Raw genomic sequence first — 16,255 nt, 5'->3', positions numbered from 1 at the left:
TGTAGCAACGAGGGTCGGCCGGCTGGCCGGCATTTGTTTGGATCGAGGAATGAGCACGCTGTTTAGAGACGTCGAGGGCGGGACGCTGTTCCCGCACGGAAGCGTGGTCTGCATCGGCGCCTTTGATGGCCTGCACCTGGGGCATCGGACGCTGGTGCAACACGCCGTGGCGCGCGCGCGCGCGCTCGGTGTGCCGGCAGTGGCGGTGAGCTTCGAGCCGCTGCCGCGTGAGTTCTTCGCGCCCGCCGCGCCGCCGCCGCGTCTGACCCTGGCACGCGCCAAGATCGAAGGCTTGTACGGGTTCGGCGCCGACAGCGTGGGCATGATCCGTTTCGATGGCCGCCTGTCGAAGATGAGCGCGGAAGATTTCGTATGCCTGGCGCTGGTCGGCCGGTTGTGTGCGCGCGAAGTCTGGATCGGTCCGGAGTTCCGCTTCGGCCATCGGCGCGGTGGCGACATCCGCCTGCTGCATATGCTTGGCGAACAACATGGCTTTGTGGCCGGCGAGATCGCCCCGGTGCATCTGCACGGCGAGCGGATTTCGGCAACGCGCATTCGCGAACTGCTGGTTGCGGGCGAATTCGCCCACGCCGGCGACTTGCTTGGTCGCCCGTACGCCATCGGTGGGCGGGTCGTGCGCGGCAAACAGCTTGGTCGCAGCTTGGGTTATCCCACTGCCAACTTGCGCTTTCCGCGCACGCCGGCCTTGTCGGGAATCTATGCGACCTGGGTGCATGGCGTGGCCAAGACGCCCTGGCCGTCGGTCTCGAGCTTTGGCACGCGTCCAACGGTGGCCGGTGTGGAGCCGCTGCTGGAAGCGCACCTGTTCGATTTCCAGGGCGATCTGTATGGCCGGCACATCGACGTCGAATTCGTCGCCAAGCTGCGCGACGAAGAAAAATTCGATGGCCTGCAGGCGCTGACCGTGCAGATGCATCGCGATGCCGGACAGGCGCGTGAGGTGTTGGCGGCACAGGCGAATTCTCAGCAACAACCCGTAAGGACCGCGAGTCCTTCTCAAGAAATTCAGCGCAACGGTAGATTCCTGTGACCCAAGACTACAAAGCCACTCTTCATCTGCCTGCGACGGAATTTCCGATGCGCGGCGACCTGCCCAAGCGCGAGCCGGCGATGCTGGAGCGCTGGGAGCGCGAGGGCTTCTACGCGCAACTGCGTGCCAATGCCGCCGGACGGCCGCTGTTCGTGCTGCACGACGGCCCGCCGTATGCCAATGGCCAGATCCACCTGGGCCATGCGGTCAACAAGATCCTCAAGGACATCATCGTCAAGTCGAAGTATCTGGCTGGCTTCGATGCGCCGTATATCCCCGGCTGGGACTGCCACGGCCTGCCGATCGAGATCGCGATCGAAAAGAAATACGGCAAGGTCGGCGTCAAGCTCGATGCGGCCGAATTCCGCCAGAAGTGCCGCGAATACGCGGCCGAGCAGATCGATCTGCAGCGGCGCGATTTCAAGCGCCTGGGTGTGATCGGCGATTGGGACAACCCGTACAAGACGCTGGATTTCCGTTTCGAAGCGAACGAAATTCGCGCGCTGGCCAAGGTGGTCGATAACGGCCATCTGACCCGCGGCGTCAAGCCGGTGCATTGGTGTTTCGATTGCGGTTCGGCATTGGCCGAGGCCGAGATCGAATACGCCGACAAAGTGTCGCCGACGGTGGATATCGCTTACCCGGCGCGCGATCCGGGCGCAGTCGCTGCCGCATTTGGCGCGAGCCTGCCGGCGGGCGTGGGCGTGGCGGTGCCAATCTGGACCACCACGCCGTGGACACTGCCGGCGTCGCTGGCGGTGAGCCTGGGCGCAGAGCTCGACTATGTGCTGGTCGAAGGTCCGGCCGATCGCAACCAGCCGCGCTGGCTGGTGATCGCCGAAGCGCTCGCTGCCAAGGCGCTGGCCCGTTACGGCGTGGACGACGTGGTGGTGCATGGCCACGCCAAGGGCGCTGCGCTGGAGCAGATGCTGCTGAACCACCCGTTCTATGCCGAACGCGAGATCCCGCTGCTGCTGGGCGATCACGTGTCGGCCGAAGATGGTACCGGCGCGGTGCATACCGCACCGGGTCACGGCCAGGAGGACTACCAGGTCTCCAAGCAATACGGTCTGCTGGAGCGCTATGGCGCTGCGCAGATCAACCCGGTCGACGGGCGCGGCGTGTATCTGCCGTCCACTCCGCCGCTGGGCGACACCGTGCTGGCTGGCGTGCATATCTGGAAAGCCAACGACGTCATCATCGAGGCGCTGCGCGACACCGGTGTGCTGCTGGCGGCCAGCAAGATGGAGCACAGCTATCCGCATTGCTGGCGGCACAAGACGCCGATTGCGTTCCGTGCCACGCCGCAGTGGTTCATCTCGATGGAGCAGGCCAATCTGCGCGCCGATGCGCTGAAGGCCATCGAAAGCGTGCATTGGTATCCGTCGTGGGGCCAGGCGCGTATCGCCGGCATGGTCGACGGACGCCCGGATTGGACCATCTCGCGTCAGCGCACCTGGGGCGTGCCGATCGCCTTGTTCGTCCATCGCGAAACCGGCGAACCGCATCCGCGCAGCACCGAGTTGTTGCGCCACGTCGCCGATCGGGTGGAGCAGGGCGGCGTCGATGTCTGGTACACGCTGGACGCAGCCGAACTGCTGGGCGATGAAGCGGCCGATTACGACAAGATCACCGACATCCTGGATGTGTGGTTCGACTCCGGCGTGACGCATGAAGCGGTGCTTCCGGATCGTGGCCTGCCCAAGCCGGCCGACCTGTATCTGGAAGGTTCCGACCAGCACCGCGGCTGGTTTCAGTCGTCGCTGCTGAGCGGCGTGGCGATGGACAAGGCGGCGCCGTACAAGCAGTGCCTCACCCACGGTTTCACTGTGGACGAGCACGGCCGCAAGATGTCCAAGTCGCTGGGCAACGGCATCGAGCCGCAGGACATCATGAAGACCCTGGGCGCGGACATCCTGCGCCTGTGGATCGCCTCGGCCGACTACAGCAACGAGATGTCGCTGTCGCAGGAGATCCTCAAGCGCAATGCCGATGCGTATCGCCGCTTGCGCAATACCGCGCGCTTCTTGCTCGGCAATCTGCATGGCTTCGATCCGCTGCAGCATCTGGTGGCGCTGGACGAGATGGTGCTGCTGGACCGCTGGATCGTGCATCGCGCCCATGAGCTGCAGGAAAAGATCGTGGCCGCGTACGCGCGCTACGACTTTGCCGAGATCGTGCAGGCGCTGCTGAATTTCTGCAGCGTCGATCTGGGTTCGCTGTACCTGGACGTCACCAAGGACCGCCTGTACACGATGGCCGAAGATGCGCGCGGCCGCCGTTCGGCGCAGAGCGCGATGTATCACGTGGCCGAGGCGTTCGTGCGCTGGATCGCGCCGGTGTTGAGCTTCACCGCCGAAGAACTGTGGGGCTATCTACCGGGCAAGCACGTCGACAACGTGCTGTTCGCCACCTGGTACGACGGCCTCGCACCGTTACCGGCCGATGCCGCGTTGACCAGTGCAGATTTCGATAAGTTGTTGATCGTGCGCGAGCAGGTGGCTAAGGTGCTGGAGCCGATGCGTGCCAATGGCGCGATCGGCGCGGCGCTGGAAGCGGAGATCACCGTGGCTGCCGACGCGCAGACTGCCGCGCGCTGGCAGCCGCTTGCCGAGGAGCTGCGCTTTTTGTTCATCAGTGGCGACGTCACCGTGACCGCTGCCAGCACTGACGACATTTTCGTCAGCGCGCGGCCCACGACCAAGGCCAAGTGCGTGCGCTGCTGGCACCACCAGGCCAGCGTGGGCAGCGACCCGCGTCACCCGGAACTGTGCAGCCGCTGCGTCAGCAATATCGAAGGCCCCGGCGAGCAGCGTCGCTGGTTCTGATGCCGTGCGCGGCAGTGCGTGGCAGCGATCGCCGCGCACTGTGGTCGTCTCGCCCTGGCGCAGTCCGTCTTCATCCGGCTGGTAGTCTGGGCTGCTGCGAAGCGGGTGCCGCAGCTATGCGCATGCGTCTGGCTTTTCTGAAGCTTGGGGCACGTTGTGGGGCTGGGCAGGACTGTTCGTTGAACCGTCCGTGCCATCCTCGCCTGTCTGCGCGACAGTCTTCGTCATGTTTTCCGCCATTCCGGTCACAACCTCCATCCAGGCATCTTCTCCCGGCATCGGAGCAGTGGCCACTAATTGCGATCTTCCGACATGAGTCAACGACCCAAACCCTCCGCCCTGATCTGGCTGCTGCTGTCCGCGCTGGTGGTCGGCCTGGACCAATGGAGCAAGGCCTGGGTGCTGTCCAGCCTGCCCGAGTACACCCCGGTGCCGGTGATCGACGGTTTCTGGAACTGGTACCGCACCTACAACACCGGCGCGGCCTTCAGCTTCTTGAGCGATGCCGGCGGCTGGCAGTTGTGGTTCTTCAGCGCGTTGGCGATGGGTATCAGCGGCCTGCTGGCGTTCTGGCTCTCGCGCACCGCGCGCGGGCATTGGCGCAGCGCGCTGCCGTATGCGCTGGTGATCGGCGGGGCGATCGGCAACGTGATCGACCGGCTGATGCATGGCCACGTGGTGGATTTCATCCAGTGGTACATCGGTAGCCACACCTGGCCGTCGTTCAACATTGCCGACTCGGCAATCGTGGGCGGGGCGATCGGCATCGCCGTGTTCGGCCTGTTCGACAAATCCGGCAAGCAGGAGTCGGGAACCGGGAATCTGCGCTGAAGCCTGCCTGCTAGCGACTGCCGCCAGCTCCGACCCCTCGTTCCCCATTCCCGTAGAATGCCCGCCATGGATGTCCTGCTCGCCAATCCCCGTGGTTTTTGTGCCGGTGTCGACCGTGCGATCGAGATCGTCAAGCGTGCGATCGAAACGCTGGGCGCGCCGATCTATGTGCGCCACGAGGTCGTGCACAACCGCTTCGTCGTCGACGACCTCAAGCAGCGCGGCGCGATCTTCGTCGAAGAACTCGACGAGGTGCCCGACGATGCCACGGTGATCTTCAGCGCGCACGGCGTCTCGCAGGCGGTGCGGCTGGAAGCCGAGCGCCGTGGATTGAAGGTGTTCGACGCCACCTGCCCGCTGGTGACCAAGGTGCATTTCGAGGTGGCGCGGCATTGCCGGGCCGGCCGCGACGTGGTGCTGATCGGCCATGCCGGGCACCCGGAAGTGGAGGGCACGATGGGGCAGTGGAGCCGCGAACGCGGCCCGGGCACGATCTACCTGGTCGAAGACATCGAGCAGGTCGCCACGCTCGATGTCCGCCAGCCCGAAAATCTTGCCTACACCACCCAGACCACGCTGTCGGTGGACGACACCATGGGGATCATCGAGGCCTTGCGTGCGCGCTACCCGGCAATGCAGGGGCCGCGCCACGACGACATCTGCTACGCCACCCAGAACCGCCAGGACGCGGTGCGCGATCTGGCGCGCCAGTGTGATCTGGTGCTGGTGGTGGGTTCGCCGAACAGCTCCAATTCCAACCGGCTGAGTGAACTGGCCCGGCGTGACGGTGTGGAGTCCTACCTGATCGATAACGCCAGCGAGATCGACCCGGCCTGGATCGTCGGCAAGCAGCATATCGGTCTGACCGCCGGTGCCTCTGCGCCGCAGGTGCTGGTCGATGGCGTGCTGGCGCGGTTGCGCGAACTGGGCGCCAATGGCGTCTCCGAGCTGGAAGGCGAGCCGGAATCGATGGTGTTCGCACTGCCCAAGGAACTGCGGTTGCGTCTGGTCAGCTGACGCGCCGGCTCCGGCACGACGGTGCAGGCAAGACGCGGCGCTTGCAGTGATTGACCCGGATGCCGCTGCGCTCCTACAATTCACGGCTAGCCGGAATAGCTCAGTTGGTAGAGCGGCGCATTCGTAATGCGTAGGTCGTAGGTTCGATTCCTATTTCCGGCACCACGCTCCAAGACTGGGTCGGCGTATGCCGGCCCAGTTGCGTTTTGAAGCGTTGAAAACGTGGCGTTTCACGTAGTTCTCGCATGCATTGCACGCTTGCAGGCCTGCCCCCCTTGCGAACGCAACGGTGCATTTCTTGCCTCGCGCTGCGCTGCGACAACATGTCGCACAAATTGGCGCGCTTTTATTGCGTCAGATCATTGCCAATGGGTTTCGTGCAGGTGCAGCAAAGACTAAAATTACTGCGCTAACCCGTGTCTTCGGTCTGCGCAGTGCATCTCCTCTAGGAAGACAGCTGCGTCGGGAACATCCCAGGACGGATACGACGAACGAGGCTGGCGTTCCTTCGCACTTGGATCGACCGATGATTCCGCTGAAACAGCTCGGGCGTTTACTTCGTCCAGGTCTGATGTTGCCCTTCCTGCTGCTGGCAGGCTGCAACTCGGCCATCCTCAATCCGAAAGGCCAGATTGGCCACGACGAAAAGCAACTGCTGATCACCTCGGTGGTGCTGATGCTGATCGTGGTCATCCCGGTGATCGTGATGACGATTGCGTTCGCGTGGAAATATCGCGCATCCAACACCAAGGCGCGCTATGAGCCGGATTGGTCGCACTCCACCGCCATCGAAGTGGTGGTGTGGTCGATCCCGTGCGTGATCATCCTGGTGCTGGCGGTGCTGACCTGGCGCTCGTCGCACGCGCTGGACCCGTACCGGCCGCTGGATTCGGACCTCAAGCCGATCACCATCGAAGCGGTATCGCTGGACTGGAAGTGGATGTTCATTTATCCCGACCAGAACATCGCCACTGTCAACGAGATCGCGTTCCCGGTGCACACGCCGCTGAACTTCAAGATCACCTCCGACACGGTGATGAACTCGTTCTTCATTCCGCACCTGGGCACCATGATCTACGCGATGGCAGGCATGGAAACCAAGCTGCATCTGGTGGCCAACGAGCCGGGCGAATACTTCGGCCTGTCCACCAACTACAGCGGCCACGGCTTTTCGAAGATGAGCTTCAAGGCGCATGCCACCGATCAGGCCGGCTTCGCTGCGTGGGTGGCCAAGGTCAAGGCCTCGCCGACCACGTTGAACGCTGCCGAGTACCAGGTGCTGGCAGCCAATCGCAACGACAAGGAACAGTATCCGGTCACCTACTACTCGTCGGTGCAGGACGGCATGTTCCGCTCGCTGGTCGAAAAATACATGAATGGTCCGGGCCACAGTAAAGGCCACGGCGACCATCAGGCATCGGCGACAGAGCCGGTCGCCATGTGCACTTCTGGAGACAAGTGATGCTAGGCAAACTCACCATCGAGGCAGTTCCGTACCACGAGCCGATCATTATGGTCGCACTGGGTGGTGCCGGCCTGCTCGGCCTGCTCATCGCGGGCGCCATCACCAAGTACAAGCTGTGGGGCTATCTCTGGAAAGAGTGGTTCACCTCGGTGGATCACAAGCGCATCGGCGTGATGTACATCATCGTGGCGCTGGTCATGCTGCTGCGCGGTTTTGCCGACGCGGCGATGATGCGCACCCAGCAGGCGCTGGTCGGCAACGGTGGCGAAGGCGTGTTTCCTCCGCATCACTACGACCAGATCTTTACCGCGCATGGCGTGATCATGATCTTCTTCATGGCCATGCCGTTCATGACGGGCCTGTTGAACCTGATCGTGCCGCTGCAGATCGGCGCACGCGACGTGGCGTTTCCGTTCTTGAACTCGCTGAGCTTCTGGCTGTTCGTGGCCGGTGCGGCGCTGATCAACATCTCGCTGGGTGTCGGTGAATTCGCGCAGACCGGTTGGTTGGCGTATCCGCCGTTGTCCGGGCTGGAATACAGTCCAGGGGTCGGTGTCGATTACTACATCTGGGCGTTGCAGGTGTCCGGTTTAGGCACGTTGCTGACCGGCATCAACTTCTTCGTGACGATCATGCGGATGCGCACACCGGGCATGACCCTGATGCGCATGCCGATCTTCACCTGGACCGCGCTGATCACCAACATCCTGATCATTGCCGCGTTCCCGATCCTGACCGTGGCGCTGGCGCTACTGGGTGCCGACCGTTACCTGGGTACGCACTTCTTTACCAACCACGGTGGCGGCAACGCCATGATGTACGTCAACCTGATCTGGATCTGGGGTCACCCGGAGGTCTACATCCTGATCCTGCCGGCGTTCGGTATTTTCTCCGAGTTGATTGCGACCTATAGCCGCAAGCGTCTGTTCGGCTACACCTCGATGGTCTACGCCACCTCGTGCATCGGCGTGCTGTCGTTCGTGGTGTGGTTGCACCACTTCTTCACCATGGGCTCGGGTGCCAACGTCAATGCCTTCTTCGGCATCACGACGATGATCATCTCGATTCCGACCGGCGTGAAAATCTTCAACTGGCTGTTCACCATGTTCCGCGGTCGCGTGCACATGACCGCGCCGGTGCTGTGGACGATGGGCTTCATCATCACCTTCACCATCGGCGGCATGACCGGCGTGATGCTGGCGATTCCGGCCGTGGACTTCGTGCTGCACAACAGCCTGTTCCTGATTGCGCACTTCCATAACGTGATCATTGGCGGCGTGGTGTTCGGTTACCTGGCAGGTCTGACCTACTGGTTCCCGAAGGCGTTCGGCTTCAAGCTCAACGAAAAGCTGGGCAAGGCATCGTTCTGGTGCTGGATCATTGGTTTCTTCGTGGCCTTCATGCCTCTGTATGTGCTCGGCTTCATGGGCATGACCCGTCGCATGAACACCTACAACCACCCCGAGTGGGCGCCGTGGCTGTACGTGGCTGCGGTGGGTGCTGCAATCATCGGCATGGGTATCTTCTTGAACCTGGTGCAGATCGGTTACAGCGTGTGGAAGCGCAAGGAGCACATGGATTACACCGGCGATCCGTGGGATGGCCGTACGCTGGAGTGGGCAACCTCGTCGCCGCCGCCGTTCTACAACTTCGCCGTGCTGCCGCACATCGACGACCGCGACCAGTTCTGGGCCGACAAACAGAATGGCAAGGGCTGGGTGCGTCCGTCCAAGTATGAAGCGATCCACATGCCGCGTAACACCGGCGCAGGCGTCTACATCGGTGCCTTCAGTGTGCTGCTGGGCTTCGGTCTGATCTGGCACATCTGGTGGCTGGCCATCATCGGCCTGGTGGGCATGATCGGCAGCTTCATCGCACGTACGTTCGATGACGACATCGATTACTGGGTGCCGGCCGACGAAGTGGAGCGCATCGAAAACGCACGTTTCGCCCTGCTCGAACAGCAACAGGCGGCGCAGGCCGCGAAGGTGGTATGACCATGGCTTCCTCGACCACGCTTGACCACGCCGCCCACGCGGGCGGCCACGATCACGACCACGAGCATCACGACGGCGGTGGCAACACCGTCTTCGGGTTCTGGGTCTATCTGATGAGCGACTGCCTGCTGTTTGCCGGTCTGTTCGCCACCTATGCGGTGCTCTCCGGGGCCACGGTGGACGGGCCGACTGCCAAAGAGCTGTTCGACCTGAAGTTCGTGCTGGTGGAAACCTTCCTGCTGTTGTTCAGCAGCTTGAGCTTCGGCTTCGCGATGATTGCCGCGCACAAGCGCAAGATGGGCGGCCTGTACGGCTGGCTGGCCGTCACCGCGCTGCTGGGTATCGGCTTCTTATGCATGGAAGTCTGGGAGTTCAACCACCTGATCCATGAAGGTGCCGGCCCGAGCCGCAGTGCGTTCCTGTCGGCGTTCTTCACCCTGGTGGGCACGCACGGTCTGCACGTGGCCTCCGGCCTGCTGTGGATGGCGGTGCTGGTGATCCAGATCTCCAAGAACGGTCTGACCGCGCGCAACAGCACGCGTCTGGCCTGCCTGAGCCTGTTCTGGCACTTCCTGGACATCATCTGGATCGGTGTGTTTACCGTCGTCTATCTGCTGGGAGCGTTGTAATGGCCAATCACCACCACACCGAAACCGCTGCCGACGCACACGCCGGCGGGTTGAAGTCCTACCTGATCGGCTTTGTGATGGCCGTGATCCTCACCGTCATCCCGTTTGCGATGGTGATGAGCGGCGCGTTCTCCAAGGGCGTCACTGTCGTCGTGATCTCGGTCATGGCCGCGGTGCAGATGTTGGTGCACATGGTGTACTTCCTGCATATGGACCGCACCCCGGAGCAGCGTTCCAACGTGCAGGTGGGCTTGTTCTCGCTGCTGATCATTGGCATCGTGATCGTCGGCTCGCTGTGGGTGCTGCACAACATGAACGTCAACATGATGCATTGAGACGGCGCTACGCCGGATCGCAGCAATGTTGAAGAAGAGGCCGCCAAGTGATTGGCGGCCTTTTTTTTTACGGTCAATCGCCCGCAACATGACCAATGGCATACGGGGAAGCACAGGCAGGCGCTTAGCATCGTGGGCTTGCCTGTTCCAGGTCACCTGCGGAGTTGCGATGAAAATGCCCACCCTGTTGTCCATGTCGTTGTTGGCGGCGTTGTCGCTGCCTGCGGCTGCGCAAACCGCACCGCCGCAGGACGTGCCGTTCGACGGCACCTTGAAGATCGACGTGGATGCCACCGATCTGGCCCACCGCATCTTCAAGGTCAAGACCACTATGCCGGCCAAGCCGGGCTCGATGACGCTGCTATACCCGCAGTGGATTCCCGGCAATCATTCGCCGACCGGGCCGATCGACAAGCTCGCCGGTCTGGTGATCAAGGTCGATGGCAAGGTCGTGCCATGGAAACGCGACCAGTTCGATGTCTATGCATTCAAGGTGGACGTGCCGCAGGGCGCTACCGAGCTGACCGCCGAGTTCAAATTCCTCTCGCCGCAGGCCGGCAACCAGGGCCGGGTGATGATGACCCCGGAGATGCTCAACCTGCAGTGGAACACTACCGCGCTGTACCCGGCCGGTTATTTCGCGCGCAACATCAAGGCGCAGGCCAGCGTCACGCTGCCTGCTGGTTGGAGCTATGCCACCGCACTGGAAACCGATCGTCGTGTTGGCGACACGGTGACTTTCAAGCCGATCGATTTCGACGACCTGGTCGATTCGCCGATGTTCGCCGGCAAGTACTACAAGCGCGTGGAGTTGAGCACCGGCAAGCAGCCGGTCTATCTCAATGTGTTCGCCGATGAAGCCAAATCGCTGGAGGCCAAGCCTGAGCAGATCAAGGCGCACGCCGCGCTGGTGCAGCAGATGGACAAGTTGTACGGCGCGCGTCACTTCGACCATTACGAATTCCTGCTGGCGCTGACCAAGAAGCTGGGCGGTATCGGCCTGGAACATCACCGTTCCAGCGAAAATAGCGGCCCGCCGAACTACTTCACCGAGTGGGACAAGAGCTGGACCGGCCGCGATTTGCTGTCGCATGAGTTCAATCACTCCTGGAACGGCAAGTACCGCCGTGGCGCCGACCTGGCAACGCCGAACTTCAATGTGCCGATGGGCGACAGCCTGCTGTGGTTGTACGAAGGCCAGACCCAGTTCTGGGGCGAAGTGGTGGCTGCCCGTTCAGGCCTGTGGACGCAGGACCAGGCACGCGACATGCTGGCCGGCGTCGCGGCAACGTATGAGCGTGGCCGCCCCGGTATGACCTGGCGCACGGTGCAGGACACCACCAACGACCCGACCATGTCGATGCGGCGGTCGAAGGCGTACCGCAGCTATCAGATGAGCGAGGACTATTACTCCGGCGGCCAGATGATGTGGCTAGAAGTAGATAGCAAGCTGCGCGCGCTCACCAACAACAAGCGTTCCATCGACGATTTCGCCAAGGCGTTCTTCGGCATGAAGAACGGCGATTGGGACGTCAACCCATACACCTTCGACGACATCGTGAGCACGCTCAACGGCGTGGTGGCCTACGATTGGGCCAGCCTGTTGCGCGAGCGCATGGACGGGCACGGCTCGTTGAATGGCGGTATCGAAGCCAACGGCTGGAAGCTGGTCTACAACGACGAGCCGAACCTGGTCATCAAGACCTACGAGAGCAACGAAAACGACGTCAGCCTGACCTATTCGCTGGGCCTTTCGCTGGAGGGGTCGGGCGAGGTCAGCGAGGTGTTGTGGGACAGCCCGGCGTTCAATGCCGGCATCATCAATGGTAATAGCATCGTTGCAGTCAACGGCCGCGCCTTTAGCGCAGATGTGATCAAGGATGCGATCAAGGCGGCCAAGGGCACCACCGCGCCGATTGAACTGCTGGTCAAGCGCGGCGACCGCTACGAGACCGTGCGCCTGGATTACCACGGCGGTCTGTTGTATCCGCATTTGGAACGCATCGCCGGCAAACCGGATCGCCTGAGCGAGTTGTACAAGGCGCGCTAAGTGGCGCACTCCCACGTCGTTGACCGGCGTGGGATCATTGGAATCCAAGCGGCATGGCCGGTCGTCACCGGTCATGCCGTTGTTGTGTGAGCGCAGCTGGTAAACATTGCGCGATACCTCAGCACGTCGCCGATTCCCGATTCCCGATGCCGCAAAGCCCTGCGTCGCGCACGCTGAGACCGTCAGCCACTATCCTGCTGCTTCAGCAACGATGGGCAAAAACAATGGCGAAGGCGAAAACGGCCTATGTCTGCGGCGAGTGCGGCGCCGAGTACAACAAGTGGCAGGGGCAGTGCACCGAATGTGGGGTCTGGAACACGCTGAGCGAAATCGTGCTTGAAAGCGCGACGCCGGGCGGCAAGGCATCGCCAGCAGCATCGCGGCGTAGCGGCTGGGCCGGCAAGGCCGAAGCGCCCAAGATCACTGCGCTCAAGGACGTGCAGCAGTCCGAGCAGGCGCGCGTCTCCACGGGCATTGGCGAATTCGATCGGGTGCTGGGCGGCGGACTGGTGGAAGGGGCGGTGGTGCTGATCGGCGGCGACCCGGGCATCGGCAAGTCGACGCTGCTGCTGCAGGCGCTGGCGAGCATGGCCTCCACGTTGCCGGTGTTGTATGTCACCGGCGAAGAATCGCTTGCCCAGGTGGCCGGGCGTGCGGTGCGCCTGGATCTGCCGCTGGAAGGCCTGAACGCCCTGGCCGAAACCGGTATCGAGAACATCCTGCAGCACGCCAGCGTGGCGCGGCCTAAGCTGATCGTGGCCGACTCGGTGCAGACGTTGTGGACCGAATCGCTGACCGCAGCGCCCGGCTCGGTAAGTCAGGTGCGCGAGAGCGCAGCGCGGCTGGTGCGCTATGCCAAGGAAACCGGCACCGCCGTGTTTCTGGTCGGCCATGTGACCAAGGAAGGCGGCATTGCCGGCCCGCGCGTGCTCGAGCACATGGTCGATGCGGTGCTGTACTTCGAAGGCGAAAGTGGTAGCCGCTTCCGCTTGTTACGCGCGTTCAAGAACCGCTTCGGTGCAGTCAACGAGCTAGGCGTGTTCGCGATGGGTGAGAAGGGACTCAAGGAAGTCTCCAACCCATCGGCAATCTTCCTGTCCGGCGGCAGCACCCAGCAACCGGGCAGTTGCGTGATGGTCACCCGCGAAGGCACCCGTCCGCTGATGGTGGAGGTGCAGGCGCTGGTGGATGCGTCGCCATTGTCCAATCCGCGTCGTGTGGCGGTGGGGCTGGAGCAGAACCGGCTGGCCATGTTGCTGGCAGTGCTGCACCGGCATGGCGGCATCGTGGTGGGCGATCAGGACGTGTTCGTCAATGTGGTGGGCGGCATCCGTGTGCAGGAAACCGCGGCCGATTTGCCGGTGCTGCTGGCGGTGCTGTCGTCGCTACGCGACCGGCCATTGTCCGAAAAGACCATCGCGTTCGGCGAAGTGGGGCTGTCCGGCGAAATCCGCCCGGTGCCTAACGGCGAGGATCGCCTGAAGGAAGCCGCGACGCATGGCTTCAAGCGCGCCATCGTGCCGCGCGCCAATGCGCCCAAGACCACCAGCATCAAGGGGATGGAGATCATTGCGGTGGAGCGCTTGAGCCAGGCGCTGGAAGCGGCGGCCGACTGACGCTTATGCGGTCCGCTGCGGCGCGGACTTTGCAATTGGTGAGTTCAGCAACCTGCCGACAATGGCCGAGGCGCTGCCTCGGCCATTGTCGGCAGCGGCGTACTGGCATCGCTCCGGCCGGCTGCGGTCCGGTCATCGAAGATCGGTCGGCTAGCTGATAACCGCGGTTGCGGTGGCGATCCCCGGAACCGGCGGGCGAGAAATACACGGCGCGCCTCCAGGCGCCCCGAGGTCAGTGGATTGCCTTCGTTCGTTGCTTGCGATCAGACGCCCGCAAGCCGTTTGTCGGACAATCGCCAGAATTTGCATTTGCCTGTTGAGAAAGCGTTTTCAGAAAGAGTGCGGCTATGGCAACATGCGCAGCCCGTTGCACTGTGCACCGGATCACAGACACCGCTCACTGCCGTTTTCAGGAGAATCACGATGGAATGGATGTTGCTGCCGCTCAAGCGCTACGCCGACTTCAATGGTCGCTCGCGTCGCAAGGAATATTGGATGTTCGCGCTGATGCAGACGTTGGTGCTGATCGTGCTTGGCGGCCTGTTTGGCGTCGCAGCAGCATTGATGGGCGGCGAAAATGGTCCCGGCGCGCTGGCATGGCTGATCCTGGCGGTGATCATGCTCTTTGTGTTGGCGTTGATCGTGCCGGGCATCGCGGTGACGGTGCGTCGCTTGCACGATCAGGACAAGTCCGGCTGGTTTTATTTGATCTGCCTGGTGCCGTACGTCGGTGCGTTCGTCTTGCTGGTTTTCATGTGCATCGAAGGCACGCCCGGCCCGAACCAGTACGGCGAGAATCCCAAGCAGTAACTCGCGTTTCATGAAAACAAACAACGGCGCAGGGAATTCCCTGCGCCTTTGTCGTTTGTGGGGTACGCGGATCGGGCTGCTGCGCGGCGGCGGGTGTAGGCGCAACATCACTGCTTTGCACTCACGTTCGCCAGTAAGGCCGCGCTTTGCAGATCGGTACGTCCGCATCGGACCACAATAAAGGCACACGGCGACGCAGCCGCGTGCTCGCCGCAAGTTTGAATTTGGAGTCTCGTCGCAGCAGGTGGCGTCATTCGTCACTGCCATGCGCATTAGCAATCCACTGATGCAGCAATGCTGATCAGCAAGCGTACCGGGCTGTGTAATGAGCGATGCAGCTGAGTGGGTACAGACCGCACTGGATTCACGGCGCAGCACGCGGATGAAATGCGCCTGCAAATTATCCTGTCGTCGTTAGCGTGCCAACGCACGCAGTGTCATCGAAACGCTCGCTGCAGCGCACGCAAAGGTGAGCCATCGCAAGAGTACGCACCCCCAGATCGCACCTGCAGCGGTGGGCTTGCTCAGCAGGCAGCTGTGCGATGTGCCGGGCTGAGACTCGGGCTGACAGCCTTGCTCATCGTCGTTGCATCTTTGTCGTGCAGCGCGAGCTCCAACTTGTAGCCATGCGAATACACGGTTCTGATACGCACTGCGCCGTTGTGATTGCTGAGCTGCAATTTCTTGCGCAGCTTGTAGATGTGCTGCTCCATGGTGCGGTCGGTGAATTCGGTGTGGCTGCCCCACACTGCCTTGGCCAGCTGGCAACGCCGGAAGCACACGCCGGGGCTGGAAAACAGCAGCCATGCAATCGAGAACTCGCGTGCGGTCAACACGATCGGCGTGCCATGCAGGTACACCGTATTTTCGTCGCGTATCAACTGGTATGGGCCAACGCTGAGTTGCTGCGTTTCCGGGCAGGCATGCGTCACCGGTGACACCGCCAGGGCCGCACGCACTTGCAATTCGTGCGAATTGACGGGGAGTGCAAGTACCTCCTGCGCGCCCGCGCTATACCAGCTAAGAATGTCGTTGGCGCAATCGAAGCGTCCGAGCACGATCAACGGCGTGGGTTGACCGCTATGGCAGCGCTGCCAGGCCAGCAGCGAGCTGTCGTCGGAGGCAACGCAGCTGGCATCGAAGATCAGCAGCTCGCAAGGCGAATGTCGCAGCGAACGCAGGAGCTCCAGTTCATCGGAAAACACCGATACATTGCGCGACAGCGGTGCAAGGCTGGCGTTGACCTGTGAGGCCAGGCGCGCGTCCTGCGTCAACAGGAACGCCGACCCGTGTTTGGGGGGGCAATGGTCGTGCATCAGCCGGCCCTCCCGTGGCAGCGCACATTCCGCTCGCAGGCCGGATGCCCATGCAGTGCCGCCGATGCCATGACAAAACCCATATGAAGAGATCGATGCATCGTGGGACCAGTCGGCTGTCGAAGGGAGGTCCGGCGGAACCGGATGAATGGTATGTACCATTGCGAGAGCGGAAAGTTTCACCCTTGCGCACGCTTCTTCTGATTTGTGAGCAGCGGCTTTAGCCTGCGCTCATTTAGGCGTAACAGAGCTATTACATAAAGGGCATGTCTGGCTGGGCGCCTTGCTGCGCAGGCGTACTGGCGCTGCA

The 16,255-nt window shown here is 62.3% G+C and carries 12 protein-coding genes and 1 tRNA gene; 12 read left to right on the top strand and 1 reads right to left on the bottom strand.

What is annotated here, in order from left to right; translation table 11 throughout:
* The first annotated feature begins 49 nt into the window (after positions 1–49).
* The 12 genes from NX05_RS15305 to NX05_RS15250 all read left to right on the top strand — a co-directional run bounded on the left by NX05_RS15305 (position 50) and on the right by NX05_RS15250 (position 14,629).
* A complete protein-coding gene (locus NX05_RS15305; protein WP_039435710.1) occupies positions 50–1,051 on the top strand; it encodes a bifunctional riboflavin kinase/FAD synthetase in 1,002 nt (333 codons plus the stop codon).
* Positions 1,048–3,879 carry an isoleucine--tRNA ligase gene (gene ileS, locus NX05_RS15300; protein WP_039435706.1) on the top strand — a complete coding sequence of 944 codons (2,832 nt, stop codon included), beginning with the start codon at positions 1,048–1,050 and terminating at the stop codon, positions 3,877–3,879. The genes NX05_RS15305 and ileS overlap by 4 nt, the downstream gene beginning before the upstream one ends.
* Before the next feature lie 312 nt (positions 3,880–4,191).
* A complete protein-coding gene (lspA, locus tag NX05_RS15295; RefSeq protein WP_039435704.1) occupies positions 4,192–4,710 on the top strand; it encodes a signal peptidase II in 519 nt (172 codons plus the stop codon).
* 66 nt (positions 4,711–4,776) lie between these two features.
* Positions 4,777–5,727, top strand: coding sequence for a 4-hydroxy-3-methylbut-2-enyl diphosphate reductase (gene ispH, locus NX05_RS15290; protein ID WP_010365823.1), 951 nt, complete (start codon positions 4,777–4,779; stop codon positions 5,725–5,727).
* 89 nt (positions 5,728–5,816) lie between these two features.
* Positions 5,817–5,892, top strand: a tRNA-Thr gene (locus NX05_RS15285).
* A gap of 361 nt (positions 5,893–6,253) precedes the next feature.
* Positions 6,254–7,189 (top strand): ubiquinol oxidase subunit II, encoded by a 936-nt coding sequence (gene cyoA / locus NX05_RS15280; RefSeq protein WP_039435702.1) that lies wholly within the window; start codon positions 6,254–6,256, stop codon positions 7,187–7,189.
* Positions 7,189–9,189, top strand: a complete 2,001-nt coding sequence (cyoB, locus tag NX05_RS15275; RefSeq protein WP_039435700.1) for a cytochrome o ubiquinol oxidase subunit I — start codon at positions 7,189–7,191, stop codon at positions 9,187–9,189. The genes cyoA and cyoB overlap by 1 nt, the downstream gene beginning before the upstream one ends.
* Positions 9,186–9,818, top strand: coding sequence for a cytochrome o ubiquinol oxidase subunit III (gene cyoC / locus NX05_RS15270; RefSeq protein ID WP_010380622.1), 633 nt, complete (start codon positions 9,186–9,188; stop codon positions 9,816–9,818). The genes cyoB and cyoC overlap by 4 nt, the downstream gene beginning before the upstream one ends.
* Positions 9,818–10,153: a cytochrome o ubiquinol oxidase subunit IV gene (cyoD, locus tag NX05_RS15265; RefSeq protein ID WP_010365831.1), complete on the top strand. Its 336-nt coding sequence runs from the start codon at positions 9,818–9,820 to the stop codon at positions 10,151–10,153. Before cyoC ends, cyoD begins: the two co-directional genes overlap by 1 nt.
* Positions 10,154–10,322: 169 nt before the next feature.
* Complete coding sequence (locus tag NX05_RS15260; protein WP_160113831.1) at positions 10,323–12,203, top strand: M61 family metallopeptidase; 1,881 nt, start codon at positions 10,323–10,325, stop codon at positions 12,201–12,203.
* A 224-nt stretch (positions 12,204–12,427) separates the two neighbouring features.
* Entirely contained in the window at positions 12,428–13,819 is a 1,392-nt protein-coding gene (radA, locus tag NX05_RS15255) for a DNA repair protein RadA (protein ID WP_010365835.1), read from the top strand.
* 423 nt (positions 13,820–14,242) lie between these two features.
* Complete coding sequence (locus NX05_RS15250; RefSeq protein WP_039435697.1) at positions 14,243–14,629, top strand: DUF805 domain-containing protein; 387 nt, start codon at positions 14,243–14,245, stop codon at positions 14,627–14,629.
* Between the two features lie 524 nt (positions 14,630–15,153).
* Here NX05_RS15250 and NX05_RS15245 read toward each other — a convergent pair.
* Entirely contained in the window at positions 15,154–15,945 is a 792-nt protein-coding gene (locus NX05_RS15245) for a winged helix-turn-helix transcriptional regulator (RefSeq protein WP_039435696.1), read from the bottom strand.
* Positions 15,946–16,255 lie beyond the last annotated feature (310 nt).

This window comes from Xanthomonas vasicola (genome assembly GCF_000772705.2).
GTDB lineage: Bacteria > Pseudomonadota > Gammaproteobacteria > Xanthomonadales > Xanthomonadaceae > Xanthomonas > Xanthomonas vasicola.
This window is presented reverse-complemented; position numbering and strand designations above follow the sequence as displayed.

Bases quoted from the DNA above. Each gene is read 5' to 3' on its own strand.
- NX05_RS15305 (WP_039435710.1), top strand. From the start codon at position 50: ATGAGCACGCTGTTTAGAGACGTCGAGGGCGGGACGCTGTTCCCGCAC.
- lspA (WP_039435704.1), top strand. From the start codon at position 4,192: ATGAGTCAACGACCCAAACCCTCCGCCCTGATCTGGCTGCTGCTGTCC.
- ispH (WP_010365823.1), top strand. From the start codon at position 4,777: ATGGATGTCCTGCTCGCCAATCCCCGTGGTTTTTGTGCCGGTGTCGAC.
- cyoA (WP_039435702.1), top strand. From the start codon at position 6,254: ATGATTCCGCTGAAACAGCTCGGGCGTTTACTTCGTCCAGGTCTGATG.
- cyoB (WP_039435700.1), top strand. From the start codon at position 7,189: ATGCTAGGCAAACTCACCATCGAGGCAGTTCCGTACCACGAGCCGATC.
- cyoC (WP_010380622.1), top strand. From the start codon at position 9,186: ATGACCATGGCTTCCTCGACCACGCTTGACCACGCCGCCCACGCGGGC.
- cyoD (WP_010365831.1), top strand. From the start codon at position 9,818: ATGGCCAATCACCACCACACCGAAACCGCTGCCGACGCACACGCCGGC.
- NX05_RS15260 (WP_160113831.1), top strand. From the start codon at position 10,323: ATGAAAATGCCCACCCTGTTGTCCATGTCGTTGTTGGCGGCGTTGTCG.
- radA (WP_010365835.1), top strand. From the start codon at position 12,428: ATGGCGAAGGCGAAAACGGCCTATGTCTGCGGCGAGTGCGGCGCCGAG.
- NX05_RS15250 (WP_039435697.1), top strand. From the start codon at position 14,243: ATGGAATGGATGTTGCTGCCGCTCAAGCGCTACGCCGACTTCAATGGT.
- NX05_RS15245 (WP_039435696.1), bottom strand. From the start codon at position 15,945: ATGCACGACCATTGCCCCCCCAAACACGGGTCGGCGTTCCTGTTGACG.